Origin of the sequence: Dehalogenimonas sp. THU2, from assembly GCF_039749495.1 — a bacterium.
Taxonomy (GTDB): domain Bacteria; phylum Chloroflexota; class Dehalococcoidia; order Dehalococcoidales; family Dehalococcoidaceae; genus Dehalogenimonas.
In genome coordinates, this window is the sequence record NZ_JBDLLU010000001.1 from 96,335 (window position 1) to 115,513 (window position 19,179).

General features: G+C 58.2%; 26 protein-coding genes. 17 read left to right on the plus strand and 9 right to left on the minus strand.

The features are described 5' to 3' along the window. The 9 genes from pheA to bfr all read right to left on the minus strand — a co-directional run bounded on the left by pheA (position 1) and on the right by bfr (position 8,307). Entirely contained in the window at positions 1–1,068 is a 1,068-nt protein-coding gene (pheA, locus tag ABFB09_RS00455; RefSeq protein WP_346999077.1) for a prephenate dehydratase, read from the minus strand. Further along, positions 1,065–2,162, minus strand: coding sequence for a chorismate synthase (gene aroC / locus ABFB09_RS00460; protein WP_346999078.1), 1,098 nt, complete (start codon positions 2,160–2,162; stop codon positions 1,065–1,067). Before aroC ends, pheA begins: the two co-directional genes overlap by 4 nt. Further along, the gene (aroA, locus tag ABFB09_RS00465) at positions 2,155–3,417 is read right to left on the minus strand and encodes a 3-phosphoshikimate 1-carboxyvinyltransferase (RefSeq protein ID WP_346999079.1); all 1,263 of its coding nucleotides are present in this window, start codon (positions 3,415–3,417) and stop codon (positions 2,155–2,157) included. The genes aroC and aroA overlap by 8 nt, the downstream gene beginning before the upstream one ends. Then, complete coding sequence (locus ABFB09_RS00470) at positions 3,398–3,928, minus strand: shikimate kinase (RefSeq protein ID WP_346999080.1); 531 nt, start codon at positions 3,926–3,928, stop codon at positions 3,398–3,400. The genes aroA and ABFB09_RS00470 overlap by 20 nt, the downstream gene beginning before the upstream one ends. Beyond that, entirely contained in the window at positions 3,925–4,758 is an 834-nt protein-coding gene (locus tag ABFB09_RS00475) for a shikimate dehydrogenase (protein WP_346999081.1), read from the minus strand. Before ABFB09_RS00475 ends, ABFB09_RS00470 begins: the two co-directional genes overlap by 4 nt. Further along, positions 4,755–5,408: a type I 3-dehydroquinate dehydratase gene (locus tag ABFB09_RS00480; RefSeq protein ID WP_346999082.1), complete on the minus strand. Its 654-nt coding sequence runs from the start codon at positions 5,406–5,408 to the stop codon at positions 4,755–4,757. The genes ABFB09_RS00475 and ABFB09_RS00480 overlap by 4 nt, the downstream gene beginning before the upstream one ends. Continuing rightward, entirely contained in the window at positions 5,405–6,481 is a 1,077-nt protein-coding gene (aroB, locus tag ABFB09_RS00485; RefSeq protein ID WP_346999084.1) for a 3-dehydroquinate synthase, read from the minus strand. Before aroB ends, ABFB09_RS00480 begins: the two co-directional genes overlap by 4 nt. A 4-nt stretch (positions 6,482–6,485) precedes the next feature. Continuing rightward, the gene (aroF, locus tag ABFB09_RS00490) at positions 6,486–7,535 is read right to left on the minus strand and encodes a 3-deoxy-7-phosphoheptulonate synthase (RefSeq protein WP_346999085.1); all 1,050 of its coding nucleotides are present in this window, start codon (positions 7,533–7,535) and stop codon (positions 6,486–6,488) included. A gap of 304 nt (positions 7,536–7,839) precedes the next feature. Next, entirely contained in the window at positions 7,840–8,307 is a 468-nt protein-coding gene (gene bfr / locus ABFB09_RS00495; RefSeq protein WP_346999087.1) for a bacterioferritin, read from the minus strand. A gap of 193 nt (positions 8,308–8,500) precedes the next feature. On the opposite strand from bfr, the gene ABFB09_RS00500 reads away from it, so the two are divergent. From ABFB09_RS00500 to rplX, 17 genes are all read left to right on the plus strand, one after another. After that, positions 8,501–9,871, plus strand: coding sequence for an ATP-binding protein (locus ABFB09_RS00500; protein WP_346999088.1), 1,371 nt, complete (start codon positions 8,501–8,503; stop codon positions 9,869–9,871). A 306-nt stretch (positions 9,872–10,177) separates the two neighbouring features. After that, positions 10,178–10,621 carry a 30S ribosomal protein S12 gene (gene rpsL, locus ABFB09_RS00505; RefSeq protein WP_346999090.1) on the plus strand — a complete coding sequence of 148 codons (444 nt, stop codon included), beginning with the start codon at positions 10,178–10,180 and terminating at the stop codon, positions 10,619–10,621. A gap of 33 nt (positions 10,622–10,654) precedes the next feature. Then, positions 10,655–11,128, plus strand: coding sequence for a 30S ribosomal protein S7 (gene rpsG / locus ABFB09_RS00510; RefSeq protein WP_346999092.1), 474 nt, complete (start codon positions 10,655–10,657; stop codon positions 11,126–11,128). A gap of 45 nt (positions 11,129–11,173) precedes the next feature. Then, positions 11,174–13,264, plus strand: a complete 2,091-nt coding sequence (gene fusA, locus ABFB09_RS00515) for an elongation factor G (RefSeq protein WP_346999093.1) — start codon at positions 11,174–11,176, stop codon at positions 13,262–13,264. An 18-nt stretch (positions 13,265–13,282) separates the two neighbouring features. Beyond that, a complete protein-coding gene (gene rpsJ, locus ABFB09_RS00520; RefSeq protein WP_346999094.1) occupies positions 13,283–13,591 on the plus strand; it encodes a 30S ribosomal protein S10 in 309 nt (102 codons plus the stop codon). An 11-nt stretch (positions 13,592–13,602) separates the two neighbouring features. Then, on the plus strand, positions 13,603–14,226 hold the full coding sequence (gene rplC, locus ABFB09_RS00525) for a 50S ribosomal protein L3 (RefSeq protein ID WP_346999096.1): 624 nt from the start codon (positions 13,603–13,605) through the stop codon (positions 14,224–14,226). A 1-nt stretch (position 14,227) separates the two neighbouring features. Further along, positions 14,228–14,860, plus strand: coding sequence for a 50S ribosomal protein L4 (gene rplD, locus ABFB09_RS00530; protein WP_346999098.1), 633 nt, complete (start codon positions 14,228–14,230; stop codon positions 14,858–14,860). Between the two features lie 10 nt (positions 14,861–14,870). After that, positions 14,871–15,155, plus strand: a complete 285-nt coding sequence (gene rplW, locus ABFB09_RS00535) for a 50S ribosomal protein L23 (protein WP_346999100.1) — start codon at positions 14,871–14,873, stop codon at positions 15,153–15,155. Positions 15,156–15,157: 2 nt separating this feature from the next. Further along, the gene (gene rplB, locus ABFB09_RS00540) at positions 15,158–15,982 is read left to right on the plus strand and encodes a 50S ribosomal protein L2 (protein WP_346999101.1); all 825 of its coding nucleotides are present in this window, start codon (positions 15,158–15,160) and stop codon (positions 15,980–15,982) included. An 8-nt stretch (positions 15,983–15,990) separates the two neighbouring features. Continuing rightward, positions 15,991–16,272: a 30S ribosomal protein S19 gene (gene rpsS, locus ABFB09_RS00545; RefSeq protein WP_346999102.1), complete on the plus strand. Its 282-nt coding sequence runs from the start codon at positions 15,991–15,993 to the stop codon at positions 16,270–16,272. Positions 16,273–16,286: 14 nt separating this feature from the next. Beyond that, positions 16,287–16,625: a 50S ribosomal protein L22 gene (rplV, locus tag ABFB09_RS00550; RefSeq protein WP_346999104.1), complete on the plus strand. Its 339-nt coding sequence runs from the start codon at positions 16,287–16,289 to the stop codon at positions 16,623–16,625. Beyond that, positions 16,625–17,527: a 30S ribosomal protein S3 gene (gene rpsC / locus ABFB09_RS00555; protein ID WP_346999106.1), complete on the plus strand. Its 903-nt coding sequence runs from the start codon at positions 16,625–16,627 to the stop codon at positions 17,525–17,527. Before rplV ends, rpsC begins: the two co-directional genes overlap by 1 nt. A 31-nt stretch (positions 17,528–17,558) precedes the next feature. After that, a complete protein-coding gene (gene rplP / locus ABFB09_RS00560; RefSeq protein WP_346999107.1) occupies positions 17,559–17,996 on the plus strand; it encodes a 50S ribosomal protein L16 in 438 nt (145 codons plus the stop codon). Next, positions 17,997–18,194: a 50S ribosomal protein L29 gene (gene rpmC / locus ABFB09_RS00565; RefSeq protein ID WP_346999108.1), complete on the plus strand. Its 198-nt coding sequence runs from the start codon at positions 17,997–17,999 to the stop codon at positions 18,192–18,194. A gap of 6 nt (positions 18,195–18,200) precedes the next feature. After that, a complete protein-coding gene (rpsQ, locus tag ABFB09_RS00570) occupies positions 18,201–18,494 on the plus strand; it encodes a 30S ribosomal protein S17 (protein WP_346999110.1) in 294 nt (97 codons plus the stop codon). Next, positions 18,491–18,859 (plus strand): 50S ribosomal protein L14, encoded by a 369-nt coding sequence (gene rplN, locus ABFB09_RS00575; protein WP_346999112.1) that lies wholly within the window; start codon positions 18,491–18,493, stop codon positions 18,857–18,859. The genes rpsQ and rplN overlap by 4 nt, the downstream gene beginning before the upstream one ends. A 7-nt stretch (positions 18,860–18,866) precedes the next feature. Continuing rightward, on the plus strand, positions 18,867–19,178 hold the full coding sequence (gene rplX, locus ABFB09_RS00580) for a 50S ribosomal protein L24 (RefSeq protein ID WP_346999114.1): 312 nt from the start codon (positions 18,867–18,869) through the stop codon (positions 19,176–19,178). The last annotated feature ends 1 nt before the right edge of the window (position 19,179 follow it).

Genomic DNA, 19,179 nt, shown 5'->3' on the forward strand with positions numbered 1-19,179 from the left:
CTATTTCGCCTTCGGGTACGAGCCCAGGATCTTGATGAACAAAACATGCTCTTCCAGAGCAGGCAGCGCCGCCCGGAAATTCTCATCCTGCCGGTGACCCTCGAAATCGAGGTAGAAGTTGTACTCCCAGGCCTTCTTGCGGGTGGGGCGGCTCTCGATCTTGGTCAGGTTGATCTTATGCTCGGCCAGGATGCGCAGGAATTCATACAGCGCGCCGGGCCGGTGCTTCACCGCGAATACCAGCGAGGTCTTGTCATCGCCGGAGGGTGGGGCGTCCTTTCGCCCGATGGCGAAGAAACGGGTGAAGTTGTTGGGGTTGTCCTGGATATCCCGAGCCAGGATTTTCATGCCGTAGATGACGGCGGCGCGTTCCGAGGCGATGGCGGCGCCGTCCATGATGCATTTTTCTTTAATGAGTTTGACCGAGCCGGCGGTATCGTAGGTGGGGATGAGTTCGAAGCCCATCTGGCGCAGGAAATGGCCGCATTGCCCCAGCGCCTGGGGGTGGGAATAGACGCGCCGGATGCTGTCCAGGGTGGCGTCCGGGTTGCCGATGAGGCAGTGGTTGACCCGCAGATGCAGCTCTCCGGAGACCATCAGGCTGGACTCCAGCATCAGGTCGTAAGAACGGGAGATGCTGCCCTCGATGGAGTTCTCCATGGGGATGATGCCAAACTGGACGGTGCCGCTCTCCACTTCCTTAAAGACGCCTTCCAGCGACTCGCAGGCTTTCACCGCGGCGCGGGAGCCGAAGTATTGAAATGCGGCCTGTTCCGAATAGGCGCCGGCCTCGCCCTGGAAGGCGACGCTGCGCGCCTGGCGCTGGCGGGCGAGTTTGATGATCGAGCGGTAGAGCTCTGTCACCTCGTCGGCGGTCATGCCCCGGGCGGCGGCGGCGCCGGTCACGTGCTCGATGACCAACCGTTCACGCCCAAGATCCTGCGGCGGCACTTCCCCAGCCGCCTTTTCCCGGCCGATGGCTTCCGCGATCGACAGGCGCTCGGCTAGGAGTTCGACGATGTTATCGTCGAGTTCATCGACGCGGCGGCGCAGTTCTTCCAGGCTCATTTAAGCACTCTTCCTATCTTACCGGCGCGGATGGCCAGATCGGCCAGCACGACGGCGGTCATCGATTCAGCCACCGCGGCGGCGCGGGGCACGATGCAGGTATCGTGCCGGCCGCCGACGGCGATGGTGGTGGGTTCGTTAGTGGATAAATCCACGCTACGCTGTAATTTGGCGATGGAGGGCGTCGGCTTCACCGCCAGTCGGGCGACCAGCGGCATGCCGCTGCTGATGCCGCCTAAAATGCCGCCGGCGTTGTTGGTGGTGGTGACGATCCGGCCGTCCATGACATCGTAAGCGTCGTTGTCCTCCGACCCTCTCATCCGGGCGGCGTTGAATCCGGCGCCGAAATCCACGCCCTTGACGGCCGGTATGGCGAAATAGGCCTTGGCGAGGCAGCCTTCCAGGGTGTCGAATACCGGCTCGCCGACACCCACCGGCAGGCCTTCCACCCGCGCCTCGATAATGCCGCCCACCGAATCCCCGTCGCGACCCGCCTCTTTAATGGCTTCTATCATCCTGGCGGCTGCCGAGGCGTCGGCGCAGGAGACCTCGTTTTCAACCATCGCTGCCCGGATATCGGCGACGCTTGGGGGAGGATTGCTTTTCACTCCGCCGATCTCGACGGTATGGGCCACTACTTCCACGCCGATGGTCGAAAGCAGTTTTTTTGCGACCGCGCCGGCCATGACGAAGCCGGCGGTGATGCGGCCGGAAAACCGGCCGGAGCCGCGCCAGTCGTGAAACCCGCCGTATTTTTCAAAGGCGGTGAAATCGGCGTGGCCGGGCCGGATGAGGTCCTTGACCTTCTCGTATTCCGAGGAGTCGATATTGCGGTTCCAGATAGCCAGGCAGATGGGCGCGCCGGTGGTGCGGTCGTTAAAGACCCCGGAGAAAATCTCCACGCGGTCTTCCTCTTTACGGGCGGTAGCCAGGGGGCGGCTGCGGCCGCTCTTACGCTTGTCGGCTTCGCGCTGGATGTCTTCGACAAAGAGCGGCAGGCCGGCGGGGCAGCCGTCGATAACGATGCCGACGCAGTCGCCGTGGCTCTCACCGAAGCTGGTAATACGAAAAATCTCTCCCAGGGAGTTATTCACTTATGATCACCTTTCCGCCGGCGGTTTCAAAATCCTGCCAGAAGCCGGGATAGGTTTTGGCGACGCATCCGGCGCCTTCAATGACTGTGTCGCCGCAGGTTGCCGCCAGCATGGCGAAGGCCATGGCGATGCGGTGGTCGTCATGGCTGTCGATGACCGCGCCGCGCGGTGTCCCGCCGGTTACGGTCATCCGGCCAGCTTCCTCGACGACCTCTATACCCATGCGCTTCAGGTTGCCGGCTACCGCCGAAACACGGTCCGATTCTTTCAATCTGGCCCGTTCCAACCCAGTGATGGCGCTCTCGCCCTCAGCCACAGCGGCCAGGCAGGCCACGGTGGGGAGGAGATCGATGGCTTCATTGAGGTCGATCTCTACCGCCCGGAGCGGCGAGGGGCTGACGGTCACCGAATCACCGGCGATATTCACTCCGGCGCCCATCCGGCGCAAGCAGTTTAACATGAAACGGTCGGCCTGAAAACTGTTCTCGTTAAGCCCGGTTACCGTCAAGCCGCCGGCGATGGCCCCCAGGCCGATGAAGTACGAGGCGCTGGACCAGTCACCTTCGACGGTGTAGTCCGCAGCCTGGTAAGCCTGGTGCTGGACCCGGAATTCGGTGAGGTTACCGGCAGTCTCGACAACGATCCCGAAACGTCGCAAACAATAGACCGTCATCCGGAGGTAGTCCCTCGATTCCGCCGGGGTGGTCAGCCGAACGTTCAACCCGTCTGGGGCGAGGGGCGCGGCCAGCAACAGGCCGGAAATGAACTGCGAACTGATGTTGCCGGGCAACGATACCACGCCGGTCTGGAACCGGCTGCCGCCGCCGTGGATATCAAGGCAGGTATCGGTCAGTTCCGACTCTACGCTTAACTGACTGAATACCTCCAGTATCGGGGTCATCGGCCGCCGCGCCAGGCCGGGGTCGAAGGTGATGCGGCTCTCGCCATCCAGCATGGCGCACACCGGCGCCAGGAAACGCAGCGTGGCCGCCGACTGGCGGCAGTTCAAATTCTGGCGCGGCGGTTTCAGATGCCCGCCGGAGACGGTCCAGACGCCGGGCTGGCGCTCGATGACGGCGCCGAGCTGCGCCAGAACCTCCGCGGCGGCTTCGGTGTCGTCGGCGACCAGGGGGTTGGATATGCGGCTCACCCCCTCCGCCAATGCCGCAGCGAAAAGGGCGCGAATGGTGTAGCTCTTGGAGGGCGGGGCGGCGATGGCACCGCTGACGACGCTTTTACTGATGCTGGCTTTCATCTATCCCCAGTTTTTCAATAATCTCATTGATAACGGCGGCGAAGGGGCGCCCTCCGGTCTTGACCGTGATATCCGCCGCCGCCTCGTAAAGCGGCCTCCGCGCGGTATGAAGATCCGCTATGATCCGGTCACGGTCCGGATGTTCCAGCAATGGCCGGTTCCGGCTGTTGGAGAGACGGTCCTGGAGGCTGGCGGTATCGGTTTCCAGGTAAACGATATGCGACGAGTTTCTCAGGCGGTCGATGTTGACCGGCCTCTGTACTACGCCGCCGCCGCAGGCGATGACGGCGCCGCGGGCGGATACGCTTACCTTATTAATGATCTCCTCTTCCAAATCCCGGAAGCCCGGTTCTCCCAGCTCGGCGAATATCTGAGCGACACTTTTACCGGCCTGCTGTTCGATAAGCCGGTCGATTTCCACAAATTCATAGCCCAGCCGCCGGGCCATTCTTTTACCAGCGCTGGATTTGCCGGAGCCCATGAAGCCGATGAGAGCGATATTGCGTTTCATGGGAGCAACGCCTCGGCGGCCGCCTGCCGCATGACCTGCCGCGGCGCGGGAATACCGGTCCAAAGCTCAAATGCCAGCGCGCCCTGCTCGACTAGCATCTCCAGCCCGCCGACGACGGTGCAGCCCGCCGCTTCGGCCTCCGCCAGGAGGCGGGTCCGCCGGGGGCGGTAAACGGTGTCGATGACTGTCATGCCAGGTCGCAAAAAGGTGGCGGGCAGCGGCGTCGAACCATCGTCAGGGCTCATGCCGACGCTGGTGGCGTTGACCACCAGGGAGACACCCTCAAGCGCCGCGTGGAAGCCGTTTTCGGTCATTTCAAATACGCTGGAGCCGGTTTCACCGGCCAGTTTCCGGGCGGCGGCCGCCGTGCGATTGACGATGGCTACCGAAGCCCCGGCATCCCCCAGGGCGAATACGGCCGCGCGGGCCACCCCGCCGGCACCGAGGACGACCGCCTTCTTGCCTTCCGGTTCGAAAGAACCGCCTTTCAGCGCGGCAAGAAAACCCGAGGCATCGGTGTTGTAGCCGATGAGCCGGCCGTTCTGGTTCATAATGGTATTGACGGCGCCGATGCGGTTTGCCTGGGAATTGACGCTGTCGAGGAGAGGCAGTACCGCCGTCTTATGCGGGATAGTGACGTTGGCGCCAGCGAGTCCCAAGCCTCTGATACCTTCGATCGCCTGGGCTAGACCGGCAACCGGCACCCGGAAGGCCAGGTAAATGTAATTCAGCCCCAGCGCCTTGAACGCGGCGTCGTGCATCGCCGGGGACACCGAGTGTCCTACCGGGTCGCCGATGAGGGCAATGACTCTGGTATCGGCGGTGATCATCGTTCGATCATCCGGTAGAGTTCGGCCATTTGGGCCACCGTCAATTGCCCAGGGGCCGACGGACGGCCGGTCTGCAGGGCGGCATAGGTGAATGCCGCTCCGGCGAGTGGCGCCATCACCCGGCTCAATAGTCCGGTCTCGCCCATGCCGAAGCAAATAAGGTTATGATCGCTGAACTCCCCGTACAGGCGGAGTAGCCGGAGATTGTCGTCGAATATGGTGGCGGTGGTCACCAACTTGCATATATCGGCCCCGGCAGCCAGTTCCTTTTTAATAATGTCGATCAGCATCCCGGAAGCAGGGGTGCCGGTAAAATCATGGTGAGAGACCAGGCAGCGGGCTCTTTTTTTGACCAGTTCAACCATCTTTTCCAGGTTGGGGGTGGCCAGTTCCAGGTCGATGATCGAGGCGCCCATGTCGAGCGCTCTCAACAGTTCCTGCTTGCGTTTGGCCTCCGTTCCCCGCCAGGCCCCGCCCTCGGTGGCGAGGCGGTTGCAGGCCATCCATGGCTTGGTCAGCTTCCGGGCCAACCCGGCCCAGGACTCGCCGATAAGGTCGATCCTGACCTCATAGAGATCGGCTAGCGGCGCGGCGGCGGCGATCGCCGCCTCATCGGACGAGGTTATGACGGCGCAGATGGCAGGGTTCATGCCGACAGCACTTCAGCGACGATCTGAGGGTCGATATCGGCTCTGGTGACGACGCTGCCGATGCCGGTGGGCAGGATGAACTTCATTCGGCCTTCGGTGACTTTTTTATCATGCTGCATGGCGGCGATGACGGCGGCGGGGCGGGTGACCGGTATCGACACCGGCAGACCGGCGGCGGTGATGAGCCGTAAAATGCGTTCCATATCGGCGCCGTTCAGCAGCTCAAGCCGGTTGGCCAGCCGGGCGGCCATGGCCATACCGAGGGCGACCGCGGTGCCGTGGGGGATCCTGAAATCCGAGACGCACTCGATGGCATGGCCGTAGGTATGACCGAAATTGAGGATGTGGCGGAGTCCCTGGTCGCGTTCGTCTTTTTCAACCACACGGGCTTTTACCTCCGCAGCGCGGTGCACGGCGTAGGTCAACGCCCCGGGGTCTTTATCCAGCAGTACCGGCGTGCTCTCTTCCAGGAAAGCGAAAAGCTCCGTATCCTCGATGACGGCGCACTTGATGACTTCGGCCAGCCCGTTTTTGATCTCTTTGGGGGGCAACGAGCCCAAGGCGGCGGTGTCGCTCACTACCATCACCGGTTGGTAGAAGGTTCCGGCCATGTTCTTGAGCCTGCCGGTGTTCACCGCGACCTTGCCGCCGATGCTGGAGTCCACCTGGGCCAGCAGGGTGGTGGGTACCTGGACGAAGGGCAACCCGCGCTGATAGGTGGCGGCCACGAAGCCGGCCAGGTCGCCGATGACGCCGCCGCCGAGGGCCAGGATGGGGGTGTTCCGCTCGACGCGCCGGCGGGACAGACTCTCATAAAGCTTGCCGGCGACGGTCAGCGACTTGTAAGCCTCGCCGTCGGGTATGGCGATCATCTCCACATCGCGGTCCGCCGTTTTAAGGGCTTCTACCAGGCCGGCGCCGTAGAGGCGGGCGACGGTGCGGTTGGTGATGACGACGAACCGCCGGCCCAGACCGTGGTGTTCCAGCATTTCGGGTAATTTTCCCAGAAGGCCTTCACCCATATAGACGGGATAACCGCGTTCGCCAAGGTTTACGTTTATCTGGTAAGTCATAGCCCTATTTTACGGCAATTTGGCGCAACTGTCTTGCCACGGTGATGATCTCTTTAAGTTCCGCGGGACTGATCATCTGGGAGGCGTCCACCAAGGCTTCTTCCGGGCGGTCGTGGACCTCTATCATCAGGCCGGAAGCGCCGGCGGCGATAGAAGCCAGGCTCATCGAACGGATGAGATCCCGGCGGCCGGTGGCGTGGCTGGGGTCGACGATGATGGGTAGAAAGGTCTCCTTTTGGACGACCGGCACCGCCGCCAGGTCCAGGAGGTACCGGGTGAAGTTTTTGCCCTTGCCCACCGGCACGATGCCGCGCTCGCACAGGATGATGTCCTTGTTGCCCTCGGCGGCGATGTACTCGGCGAAGCACAAGAACTCCTCCACCGAGGCGCCGAAGTGACGCTTGAACATGACGGGGAGGTTTTTACGGGCGGCGGCCTGGAGCAGGTCCTGGTCGTACATATTGCGGGAGCCGATCTGGATGATATCGACGAACTGGCTGACCAGCTCTACCTGGGCCTCGCCGCGGACCTCGGTCACCACCGGCATGCCGAAAGCCTCACCGGCTTCCTTGAGCCAGGTCAGGGCTTCCACGGCCTCGTCATTACCGGCCGAACCCAGCCCCTGAAAGGAATGGACGCTGGAGCGCGGCTTGAAGACACCGCCGCGGAGCACATGGGCACCGGCGGCCTTCACCTGTTCGGCGATGCGAAACAACGCTTCCCGGCTTTCCACGGCGCAGGGGCCGGCGATGAACAGCGGCTCTTCTCCACCGATTTCGACCGGGCCGATCTTGATTATATGCGTGCTGGTCTCGCCGTAAGCGCTGGAGTATTCCCTGTTGATCAGTTTATAGGGCGCCTCTATCATTCTAGCCTCCTTTACTCCGGGAAGGGCCGCCAGGTGGGCAAAATCCACCCGGCGTTCGTCACCGACCAGGCCCAGCACGGTGAGATGCTGGCCGCGGGAGACATCCGTGCGCAGGCCTGCCCTGGCCACTTCGTCGATAACGTGTTGAATCTGCTCCGGGGTGGCGTCCTTTTTCATGATGATCATCTGATCCGATTCCTTTCCTGTCCTTAAACTAAAAAATCCTCCCGGTTGGGAGGATTCACTGCCTGATGGTCTTTATGTGTTTTAGGTGCACTTACGCAAAAACGCCGAACCTCCCTGATGTGCCTTTAAGGCACCAGGTAAAGTAATAATAGGCATTGAAGCTATGAGCAATCATTGATAGAAGATTATCACGAGCGCCGGGGGATGTCAAGAACTGCCGGGCAGCGCTGATAATCCGTGAAAGGGTGCCCGCCCGAGCGGGCACCCTTCGATGCCGGACAATTACGGAAAGACCGTTAATCGGCTACTCGGTTTTAGTGGAAAGGAAAATCTGGAGACCCATCTGGCCGATCTGGTCCTGAACGCCCTCGATCTCGTCGATGTGGGAGTCCTCTTCATCCAGGATGTGCTGAAGCATGTCCCGGGTGGCGTTGTCCGCCGCTTCGCCGCAGAGAGCGATGGCTGAATTGTAGCTCTTGATGGCGCCTGCCTCGGCGAGGCGGTCGTTCTCGAACATCTTGGGCACGTCGGCACCGATGTAGATCTTACGGTATTCACTGACCACGGGGATCCCTTCAAGGAAGAGGATGCGCCCGATGAGTTTTTCGGCGTGAATCATCTCCGTGATGGCGCGTTTCTCGATAGCCTTATGAAGCTTTTCATAATTCCAGTTAGCGCACATCTCCGAGTGGACCATGTACTGGTTGATGGCGGTGAGTTCATCGGCCAGCAGGGAATTGAGAACCTCTATAACTTTGGGATCGCCTTTCATGGTTACCTCCTGATTAGAGTAATAATTATATATTACCAAAGATATCACCGGTTCCAAATAGTGTTGGTGGTGGTGAGAGGGGGGATAGTCGAACCGGGTAGGGCGCATTTATCAAAGGTCAGGATGATGAAAATAGGAGAAAACCCGCCGGGCTCCGAGAGCCAGATTGTCCGAGAGTGGTAGGATGGACCAGGTGACGCTTGTCGAATATGGACAAAAGGCATATGATTACGAATTAATTGATGAAGAATATTTATATGCCATGACTTTCCCGAATGAATCGGAGAATCGGGTTCCGTTACGTGTCGCCGCGGTATATCTGGCAATATCGACGCTATGGATCATATTCTCCGATCGGGCGGTGATACTGCTGGCGGGGGACTCAGCGGCGTCATGGCAGACCGCTAAAGGCATACTTTTTGTGGGGGTGACCACCCTCCTCATTTTTGAACTGGTACGCCGGCCGATGAAGCGGTTGTCCCAGGCGAACCGGCGGCTGATGCAAACAAGAGAGCAATTGCGCCTCGCCTTCGATTCTATCCAGGAAGGCATCGTGTCCACCGACAGCCGAGGCGCCATTGTCAGCGTAAACAACGCATTGGTGACTCTCATCGGCGCTAACGGTAAGGCGGATCTGTGGAACCGGCCGGCCAAGGAACTGCTGGCAGAGGCGGACCGGCCGGGACTGGAACGGCAGATGGCGCTGGCGTTGAAAGACGGGAGCGCGCCCTCCATCAGCGAATATTCGATAAACATAGACGGCGGCCGGACCGCGGCGGTGGAACTTTCGGTGGCGGCTATAAGATCGGAAATTCCGCTTGAGCAGGGTCACATTATGGTCCTGCGGGATGTAACTGAGCGCAAGCGGATGCAGGAAAAACTGCTGGTGGCTGACCGCTTGGCCTCCGTGGGGGAATTGGCGGCAGGGATCGCCCATGAGATCAATAATCCCCTGACCGGCATCATCGGGTTTTCTGAGATGTTGCTGCAGGAAGAGTTACCGGAGAACCATCGTCGTGACGTTCAAACGATACACGAAGAGGCGCAGCGGGCGGCCGGGATCGTTCAGAGTCTGCTGGGCATTTCCCGCAAGCATAAACCGGACGTACGGCCGGTAGCGGTGCGCGAAGTCATCGACAAAGTGCTGGCGCTGAGGCAGTATGAGCACCGGGGCAATAATATCGTCACCAAAATCGATTCAGACGACAGTTTGATGGTGGTGGCCGATTATTTTCAACTGGAACAGGTCTTCCTTAATATGGTAATTAATGCCGAGTTCTTTATGAGTAAGGAAAACGGGGGCGGTCAACTCACCATCAAAACCGAACGGGTGGGACGGATGGTCAATATCAGCTTCTCCGATACCGGTCCCGGCATACCGTTGGAAATTCAGGACCATGTTTTCGATCCTTTTTTCACGACTAAACCTGAGGGCAAGGGAACCGGCCTGGGATTGACTATCTGTCACGGCATTATCGAGCAATACGGCGGGCGTATCGGCGTTTCCAGCCAGCCGGGTGAGGGCGCCACCTTCGTTATCGAATTGCCACAGCCAACGGATTGATTCGATCCGGCGGCAGATTTTCAGCGTGCGGCATTCAGATACTCATATGGATCAAGGATAATTGAACTCGCGACTTAGATCCGCCCCTCTCGTTCAACAGACCGCGCCTGCGTGTCGCCGGTTTGCCGGGGACAGGATTGAAGTATTGACACTGCCTCCGGGAAGTGATACACTAACCGATTGTTTGTGGTATGACAACGCAAACGGCAGATGATGCGTAAAATAAGCAGTCTGCCGCGGGCCTGTAGAAGGGTGAGCTTGTCTCATCCTTTATATTTGTCCGGAAGATAATTAAGGAGCACATACATGCCGACGGTAAACCAGTTGATCAGAAAAGGGCGCCGTAAACTAACCAAGAAAGCCAAGACGCCCGCACTGCATTATAATTTCAATGCGCTCAAGAACCGCAACGTCTATGGCGCTGGTTCTCCGCAAAAACGCGGCGTGTGTCTCCAGGTGAAAACCACGACCCCCAAGAAACCGAATTCGGCGCTGCGGAAAATCGCCCGCGTCCGTTTGTCCAACCATATGGAAGTCACGGCTTATATTCCCGGCGAAGGCCACAACCTGCAGGAACATTCAGTAGTGCTAATCCGCGGCGGCCGCGTGCCGGATTTACCGGGTGTCCGCTACCACATCGTCCGCGGCACTCTGGATACAGCCGGGGTGGCCAACCGCAAACAGGGGCGCTCCAAATACGGCGCCAAAGTGGCCAAAGCGGGCAAGGCCGGACCGGTCAAGAAGAAATAGAACCCCGACAAACTGGGAGGCATATAGAGGATTATGGCAAGACGTAGTTCCGGCATAAAAAGGAATCCTGTGGCACCTGACGCGAAATACAACAGCGTAATAGTCGCCAAACTTATCAACCGCCTGATGTACTCCGGCAAACAGAACACCGCGGAGCAGGTGGTGTATGGTGCCATGGATATAATGGGTGCCCAGGAGGGCAAGGACGCCGTTACCCTGGTGGAACAGGCGGTCAAAAATGTTACCCCCCTGATCGAGGTCAAGGCTCGCCGCGTCGGCGGAGCCAACTACCAGGTACCGGTGGAAGTACGCCCCGAGCGCGCCTTCTCCCTGGCGCTGCGGTGGCTGGCCAAATCATCACGGGCCCGCACCGGTAAGTCCATGGCGGAAAAACTGTCAGCCGAACTTACTGATGCCGCCAAGGGGCTTGGATCAGCGGTCAAGAAGCGTGAAGAAACACATAAGATGGCCGAGGCCAACCGTGCCTTCGCTCACTATCGCTGGTAATTAACAGGAGATTTTCGGTTCCCCGGAAATATTGAAACGAACAACATGAGCCAAGATAGAACATTTCAATTAGATAAAATCCGCAATATCGGCATCATCGCCCATATTGATGCCGGTAAGACGACAACGACCGAGCGCGTCCTTTATTACACTGGACGCACCTACAAGATCGGCAACGTCGATGACGGCAACACGGTGATGGACTGGATGCAGCAAGAACGTGAACGCGGCATCACCATCACTTCCGCGGCTACCGCCTGTCACTGGCGGGATTATCGCATTAATATCATCGACACTCCCGGACACGTGGACTTCACCGCTGAGGTCGAACGTTCCCTTCGGGTCCTCGACGGCGGCGTGGTCGTCTTCGACGGCGTGGCCGGCGTGGAAGCGCAGTCGGAAACGGTATGGCGTCAGGCCAACCGCTACGGTGTGCCTCGTATTTGTTTTATCAATAAGATGGATCGCACCGGCGCTGATTTCTGGCGCTGCCTCAAGATGATTGAGGATCGCCTCAAGGCGCATCATATCGCCGTAGCCATCCCCATCGGCAGCGGGGAATGCTTTGGCGGTATCATTGATCTTATAAAAGGCACAGCCTATAGCCAGGACGGTGATCAAACCACTCCTGAGTCGGTCGAAATACCCATCCCCGATACCGAAAAGGAACGTTATGAGGCCGCCCGGCACAGTATGATTGAAAAATTGGCTGAGGCCGATGATGAGATCATGTGCGCCTATCTTGACGGTCAAGTGCTGACGGCGGATCAGATCATCAAGGCATTGAGACGCGTTACCCTTAGCAACAAGGCCATACCGGTGCTGTGCGGCAGTTCTTTCCGGCAGAAAGGCGTCAAAGTATTACTGGACGCTGTAATTAATTATCTACCCTCGCCGCTCGATACGCCGCCGGTTGTCGGCATTGATCCACGTACACAGGAAGAGGTCAGTTGCCCGGTCAACGATGACGCACCATTCGCTGCCATCGCTTTCAAGGTGGTTTCCGACCCATTTGTCGGCCGCCTGGTTTATTTCCGGGTTTATTCCGGCACTATCAACGCCAGCGCCGGCGTGCTTAACAGCACCCGCGACGGGCGGGAACGCATCGGCCGCTTATTGGTTATGCATGCCAACGCCCGGGAAGAAGTGGATAAAGCCGATACCGGCTCCATTATTGCCAGCCTGGGTCTAAAGAACACCTTTACCGGCGATACCCTGTGCGACCCGAGCCATCCGGTGCTGCTGGAGAATATTCAGTTTCCTGAACCGGTCGTTTCCATTTCAATTGAACCCAAAACACGCGCCGACCAGGACAAGATGGTGGACGCGCTGCAGAAATTAGCCGACGAAGATCCCACTTTTAAGGTTTCTTATAATGAAGAGACCGGCCAGAATATCATCGCCGGCATGGGTGAACTTCACCTGGATGTTCTCGTCAGCCGTATGCTGACCGAATATAAAGTAGCCGCTAAAGTCGGGCAGCCCCGCGTAGCCTACCGTGAAACGATCACCGCACCGGCCGACGCCGAAGGGCGCTTTGTACGGCAGTCCGGCGGCCGCGGTCAGTACGGTCACGTCAAGATCAAAGTGGAACCCTTGCTCGAATCCACAGCCATCGAAGTAACCGACGATATCCGCGGCGGCACCGTACCCAAGAACTTTGTGAACGCAGCCGCCAATGGTATCAAAGACGCGGCCACCACCGGCGCCTACGCTGGTTATCCCATGGTCGGTATCAAGGTGAGTATCTACGACGGCAGTTACCATGATGTTGATTCCAATGAAATGGCCTTCAAGACGGCCGGTTCCATGGCGCTCAAAGCGGCGGTGGCTAAGGCCAAACCGGTGCTGCTGGAACCCATCATGAAAATGGAAGTGGTCACACCGGAAGAGTACATGGGGGATATCATCGGCGACCTCAATTCACGCCGCGGTCATATTTCGTCCATCGAGCCACGCGGCGACACCACGGTCATTCATGCCTTCGTGCCTTTGGCCGAGACCTTCGGCTACGCCACGACCATTCGCAGCATCTCCAAGGGGCGCGCCACCTCTTCCATGGAGTTCCACAAGTACCAGGAACTGCCCGCTAATATCGCCAAGACGGTCATGGAGACCGAGGCAGTGACGAAATAGGGGATAAGTAGAAAAAACATGGGCAAACAAAAAATCCGCATCAAGCTCAAGGGATTCGATCACAAAGTGCTCGACCAATCCGCCGTGCAGATCGTCGAAGCGCTGGAACGCACCGGCGCGATCATTTCCGGCCCGGTACCGCTGCCGACCCATATCAAAAAGTACAGCGTAATCCGGTCGTCATTCATTGACAAGGATTCCCAGGAACAGTTCGAGATACGCACCCACAAACGCCTGATCGACATAGTGGAAACGACATCCAAGACCATCGACGCCCTCACCAGCCTCAATATGCCGGCCGGTGTCGATATCGATATTAAGCTTTAGGAAGACGCGAGATGATTAACGGCATTATCGGCAAGAAGCTGGGCATGACCCAGGTTTATACCGCCGGTGGCAAGATGGAACCGGTAACGGTTCTACAGGTCGGGCCCTGCACCGTAGTGCAGGTCAAAACGGCCGAGCATGACGGCTATACCGCCGCGCAACTCGGTTTTGGCCAGGCTAAGAAGCTGCCAAAAGCGGAAAAAGGTCACCTTAAGGATCTTGGTGATTTCAGGCACCTGCGCGAGTTCCGTCTCGACGACGTGTCCGATGTGGAGGTTGGCGCCAAGGTTGACGCCAGTCTGTTCGCCGACGGCGAACTGATCGATGTTACCGGCATCAGCAAAGGGCGAGGTTTCGCCGGCACGGTCAAGCGGCATGGTTTCGCCGGTGGTCCGAAGACCCATGGTCAAAGCGACCGCCACCGCGCGCCGGGTTCCATCGGTTCCACCACCACCCCCGGTCGGGTGCTCAAGGGGACGCGGATGTCGGGTCACATGGGCAATGAGCAGGTGACCGTCAGCGGACTCAAAGTAGTGAAGACGGATCTTGAAAAAAACCTGCTACTGGTAAGAGGCGCGGTTCCCGGATCCAAGAACGGCCTCATATTGATTAAAAAATCGAAGAAGAACAAGTAAGATGGAAATTCCTGTCTATAACATCAGCGGCCAGGTGGTCAAGAATATCACAGTGCGTGACGACGTTTTCGGCGTACCGATGAACGACGCCGTGGTGCACCAGGCGATGGTTGCCCAGCAAGCTAATGGCCGGCAGGGCACCTCCAGCACCAAGACGCGTTCCGAGGTTGCCGGCTCGACCCGGAAGCTGTTCCGCCAGAAAGGTACCGGTGAAGCACGTGCCGGATCCAGGAACAGTGGTCTGCGTCCCGGCGGCGGTGTTATGTTCGGCCCCAAGCCGCGCGACTATTCCAAAGCGTTGCCCAAGAAGATGCGTCAGCTGGCCATCCGGTGCATGTTGTCCGATAAAGTTAATACTGGCGGCCTGAAGGTTGTGGAAGCCATCGAACTCGATACTCCCCGCACCAAGGAAATTGCGGCCATATTAACCACTTTAGAGATGACCACCTCAGCTATGATCGCCACCGCCGGCGCCGATGCCAAGGTGATCATGGCCGCCCGAAACCTGCCCAAGGTTAAAACCACTCCGGCCAACCAGCTGAATGTGGTCGATCTGCTGAAATACGAAAAGCTCCTCATGACGGAGCAGGCCCTCGAAGTTGTCCAGAAACTCTGGGGCTCCGAGACCGCTTAAGGAGACATATATGAATTTATTAGAAGTTTTACGCCGGCCGCTGATCACCGAAAAAACCGCCCGCCTGCAGGATACCGGAAAGTATGTCTTCGAGGTTTCCGATGGAGCCACCAAACCGCAGATCAAGGCAGCGGTGGAATTGGCCTTCAAGGTGAAGGTGACCGCGGTCAACATAATCCGGGTCAAAGGTAAGATGCGGCGCATGGGCAAGGGACTGTTCCTTACTCCCGACTGGAAAAAAGCGCTGGTTACTCTAAAGCCCGGCGACAAGATTGAGTTGTTCGAAGGGGTCTAAGCATGGCAGTTAAAGCATATAAACCTACATCGGCGGGACGCCGCCATCAGACCGGGTATGATTTTTCGGATATCACCAAGAGCACTCCGGAAAAAGCGCTGATAAAAAGCGTCAAGAACAACGCCGGCCGCAACTCCCAGGGCAGGATGACGGTGCGTCACCGGGGCGGTGGGGCAAAAAAACTTATTCGCATTATCGACTTCAAACGTGATAAACTGGGCGTTCCCGGCAAAGTGGCGGCTATCGAATACGATCCCCACCGCTCTGCCCGTATCGCGCTCATTTTCTACGTCGATGGCGAAAAGCGCTACATTTTGGCGCCCCAGGGACTTAAGGTCGGGGATGCCATCATGACTGCGCCGGATGCCGAACTCAAGGTAGGTAACGCCCTGCCTTTAGGTTCCATGCCCAGCGGTACATTGATTCATAATATCGAGCTTGAGCCGGGGCGCGGTGGTAAGCTGGTACGCTCGGCCGGTGCCGCGGCACAGCTCATGGCCAAAGAGGGTGACTACGCCCTTATTCGCCTGCCCTCCGGGGAAATGCGGCGGGTGCGCATTGAAGCCTACGCCACCGTCGGCCAGGTGGGTAACGAAGAGCACCAGACGATTTCTATCGGCAAGGCTGGCCGGGCGCGGCACATGGGTATGAGGCCTCAGGTCAGAGGCTCGGCCATGAACCCCCGTGACCATCCGCACGGCGGCGGCGAGGGCCGCTCACCCATCGGTATGCCCGGACCCAAGACACCCTGGGGTAAACCGGCACTGGGTTACAAGACGCGCCCGACCAAGGCTTCGGATAAGCTCATTGTCAAACGGCGGAGGTAAGCAGATAAATGTCTCGTTCAATTAAAAAGGGGCCGGCAGTACACCCCAAGCTTATGAAAAAAGTAGAAGAGGCCAACCGTGCCGGTAAGAAGGTCCTGATAAAGACCTGGGCACGCTGGTCGACCATTCTACCGGAGATGGTGGGTCTCAACTTCGGTGTGCACGACGGACGGCGCCACGTGACGGTGTTTGTGACTGAAAACATGGTCGGTCATAAGCTGGGCGAATTCGCTCCGACACGGACCTTCCGCGGGCACGGCGGTAAGTCTGAGGTCAAGGCCAAGAAATAAGGGGTCTTTGAAAGATGCAAGTTAAGTCGATATCAAAAAATACCGGTGTCTCAGCCAGAAAGGTACGGCTGTATGTCGATCTGGTGCGCGGCAAAGGTGTGGCTGAGGCACTAACCCTTCTTCGCTTCGCGCCGTCGCCGACGGCGGTATTGGTGGCTAAGACGGTCAAGTCGGCGGCTGCGAGTGCTGAGAACAACTACCAGATGGAGCCGGCCGATCTTAAAATAGTTCAAATCTACGCTGACGGAGCGCCCTTGATGAAGCGCCACAAGCCGCGATCTCGCGGCCGGGTGTCACCCATCTTGAAACGCTCAAGCCATATCACCGTCATCGTGGCAGACCAGGAGGGTTAATGGGACGCAAGGTTCATCCGTACGCTTTCCGCATCGGTACCACCAAGGGCTGGAACTCAAAGTGGTATGCCGACAAGAACTTCTCAGAGAACCTCCTGGAGGATCTGAAGCTGAGGCAGTCCATCAGGGAAAAATATAGCGACGCTGGTATTTCCAACGTCGAGATAGAGCGGCAGGCCGCCAAGGTAACCGTTACTGTTTCCACTTCCCGTCCAGGTATCGTCATCGGGCGGGGTGGGCAACGGGTTGATGAGATGCGGCGCTTCCTCGAAGGCGTAGCTGGCAAGCGGATTCAGCTTAACATTCATGAAATCGGTCAACCGGAACTGGATGCTTACCTGGTGGCCCGGTCGGTAGCCGATCAGATGGAACGGCGTATCGCCTACCGGCGCGCCATGAAGCAGGCTATGTTCCGCACCCGTCAGTCCGGAGCCCAGGGCATCAAGATTAAGTGCGCCGGCCGTCTTGGCGGCGTGGAAATCGCCCGGCGTGAAGAGATGCATAACGGACGGGTGCCGCTCCATACCATCCGGGCTGATATCGATTACGGTTTCGCTGAAGCAAAGACGGCACTGGGTCGTATCGGTGTAAAAGTGTGGATCTACCGGGGCGACATTCTGCCGGAGGCCAAGGCCGTAGTGGAAGAGGACTTCATCACTGGAGCCCAAGCCGCCGCTGCTGAAGCCGAAGCGGAAGCCAGAGTTGAAGAAGAAGTTGTTGAAACGGTAAACGAAGCGGCGGTGGGGACGACGCCTGTGGAAGCAGTCAAACCGCGCAGTCGCAAGAAGACGGTTACCGAAGAACCGGCAACCGCGTCCGCCACCGAAGCCAGCGGTGATGAGGAATCAAAACCCAAGCGCCGCGTCCGCAAGACCGAAGAGAAAACTGAAGAGGCCGCTTAACCATTCCGGCCTTATTAATTAGAGGAAGACCATGCAGCAACCAAAACGCGTAAAATATCGAAAGAGCCATAAGGGTCATCGTCACGGCGAGGCTCAGGCCGGCAACAATGTGGACTTTGGGGATTTTGGCCTACAGGCCACCTCCACCGCCTGGATCACGTCGAGACAAATAGAAGCCGCCCGGCGGGCCATGACCCGCTATATCAAGCGCGGCGGCAAGGTATGGATCCGCATTTTCCCTGATCATCCGGTGACTAAAAAGCCGGCGGAAACCCGCATGGGTTCAGGTAAGGGTTCTCCGGATCATTGGATCGCGGTGGTCAAGCGCGGCCGCATGATGTTTGAGATGGGCGGGGTGGCTGAAGATGTCGCCCGCGAAGCGATGCGGCTGGCTTCATATAAACTGCCGCTTCAAACCAAGTTCATCGTCAAGGAAGTCGAAGCCGTGACCGTTGGAGAGGTGGCCTAAATGAAAATCGAAGAAATCAGGGGCCTTTCGGTCGAAGAGATCAAAAAGCAGCTGGACGGCGCACACCGTGAAGCCATGGAGCTGCGTTTCAAACTGGCGACTAAACAACTTCAGAACCATCGCGAGTTGCCTCGGGTGCGAAAGAATATCGCCCGGCTGGAAACGGCGCTTCGCGAACGTTCCCTGGGCATAAGGTAGGATAAGATGGAAACAGAACGCAAGACCAAGACGATGATCGGCCGGGTCGTCTCCGACAAAATGGATAAAACGGTGGTGGTGGCTGTCGAGACACGGCGACAGCACCCCATCTATAAAAAGTCTTACCGGGTGGTAAAAAAGTACAAGGTTCATGATGAAACCGGAACCGCCCATTACGGTGACACCGTAGAGATGCTGGCAACCCGGCCGCTGTCACGGACAAAGCACTGGAGATTAGGCCGCGTTCTTACCAAAGGCGAGGTGGCCGAGTCTGCCGAGCTTAAGGAGATCTCCAAATGATACAAGCGTATACCCGTTTGAAAGCAGCCGACAACACCGGCGTTAAATCATTGATGTGCATAAACGTCCTTGGGGGATCCAGGAAACTGCGCGGACGCATCGGTGATATTATCATCTGTGCCGTTAAGCGCACGGCCCCAGATTCGGCTATTAAGCAGGGCAGCGTCGTAAAAGCGGTGATCGTACGGCAGGTGGCACCGCTACGCCGGGCCGACGGCTCCTATATTAAATTCGATGAGAACGCCGCCGTGCTGCTCAACGATAAGAACGAACCCCGCGGCACCCGCATTTTCGGGCCGGTTGCCCGCGAACTCCGCGACAAAAAATTTTTAAAAATTGTGTCGCTGGCGCCCGAGGTACTGTGAGGCTAAGATGAAGATAAAGAAAGAAGATAACGTGCTGGTAATCGCTGGCAAAGACCGGGGCAAGAGCGGTAAGGTGCGGCAGGTTTACTCAGATGCAGATCGCCTGCTGGTTGACGGCGTAAACATGATCAAGAAGCACACCCGTGCCCGCGGCCAGGTGAAGCAGGCCGGAATTATCGAGCGGGAAGCGCCAATCCATGCCTCCAACGTGATGCTGGTATGCGCCAAATGCAGTAAACCGGCCCGTGTGGGGAAACGGGTGCTGGCAGACGGCAAAAAGGTGCGCTTCTGTAAATCGTGTGGCGAGGTAATTGACTAAC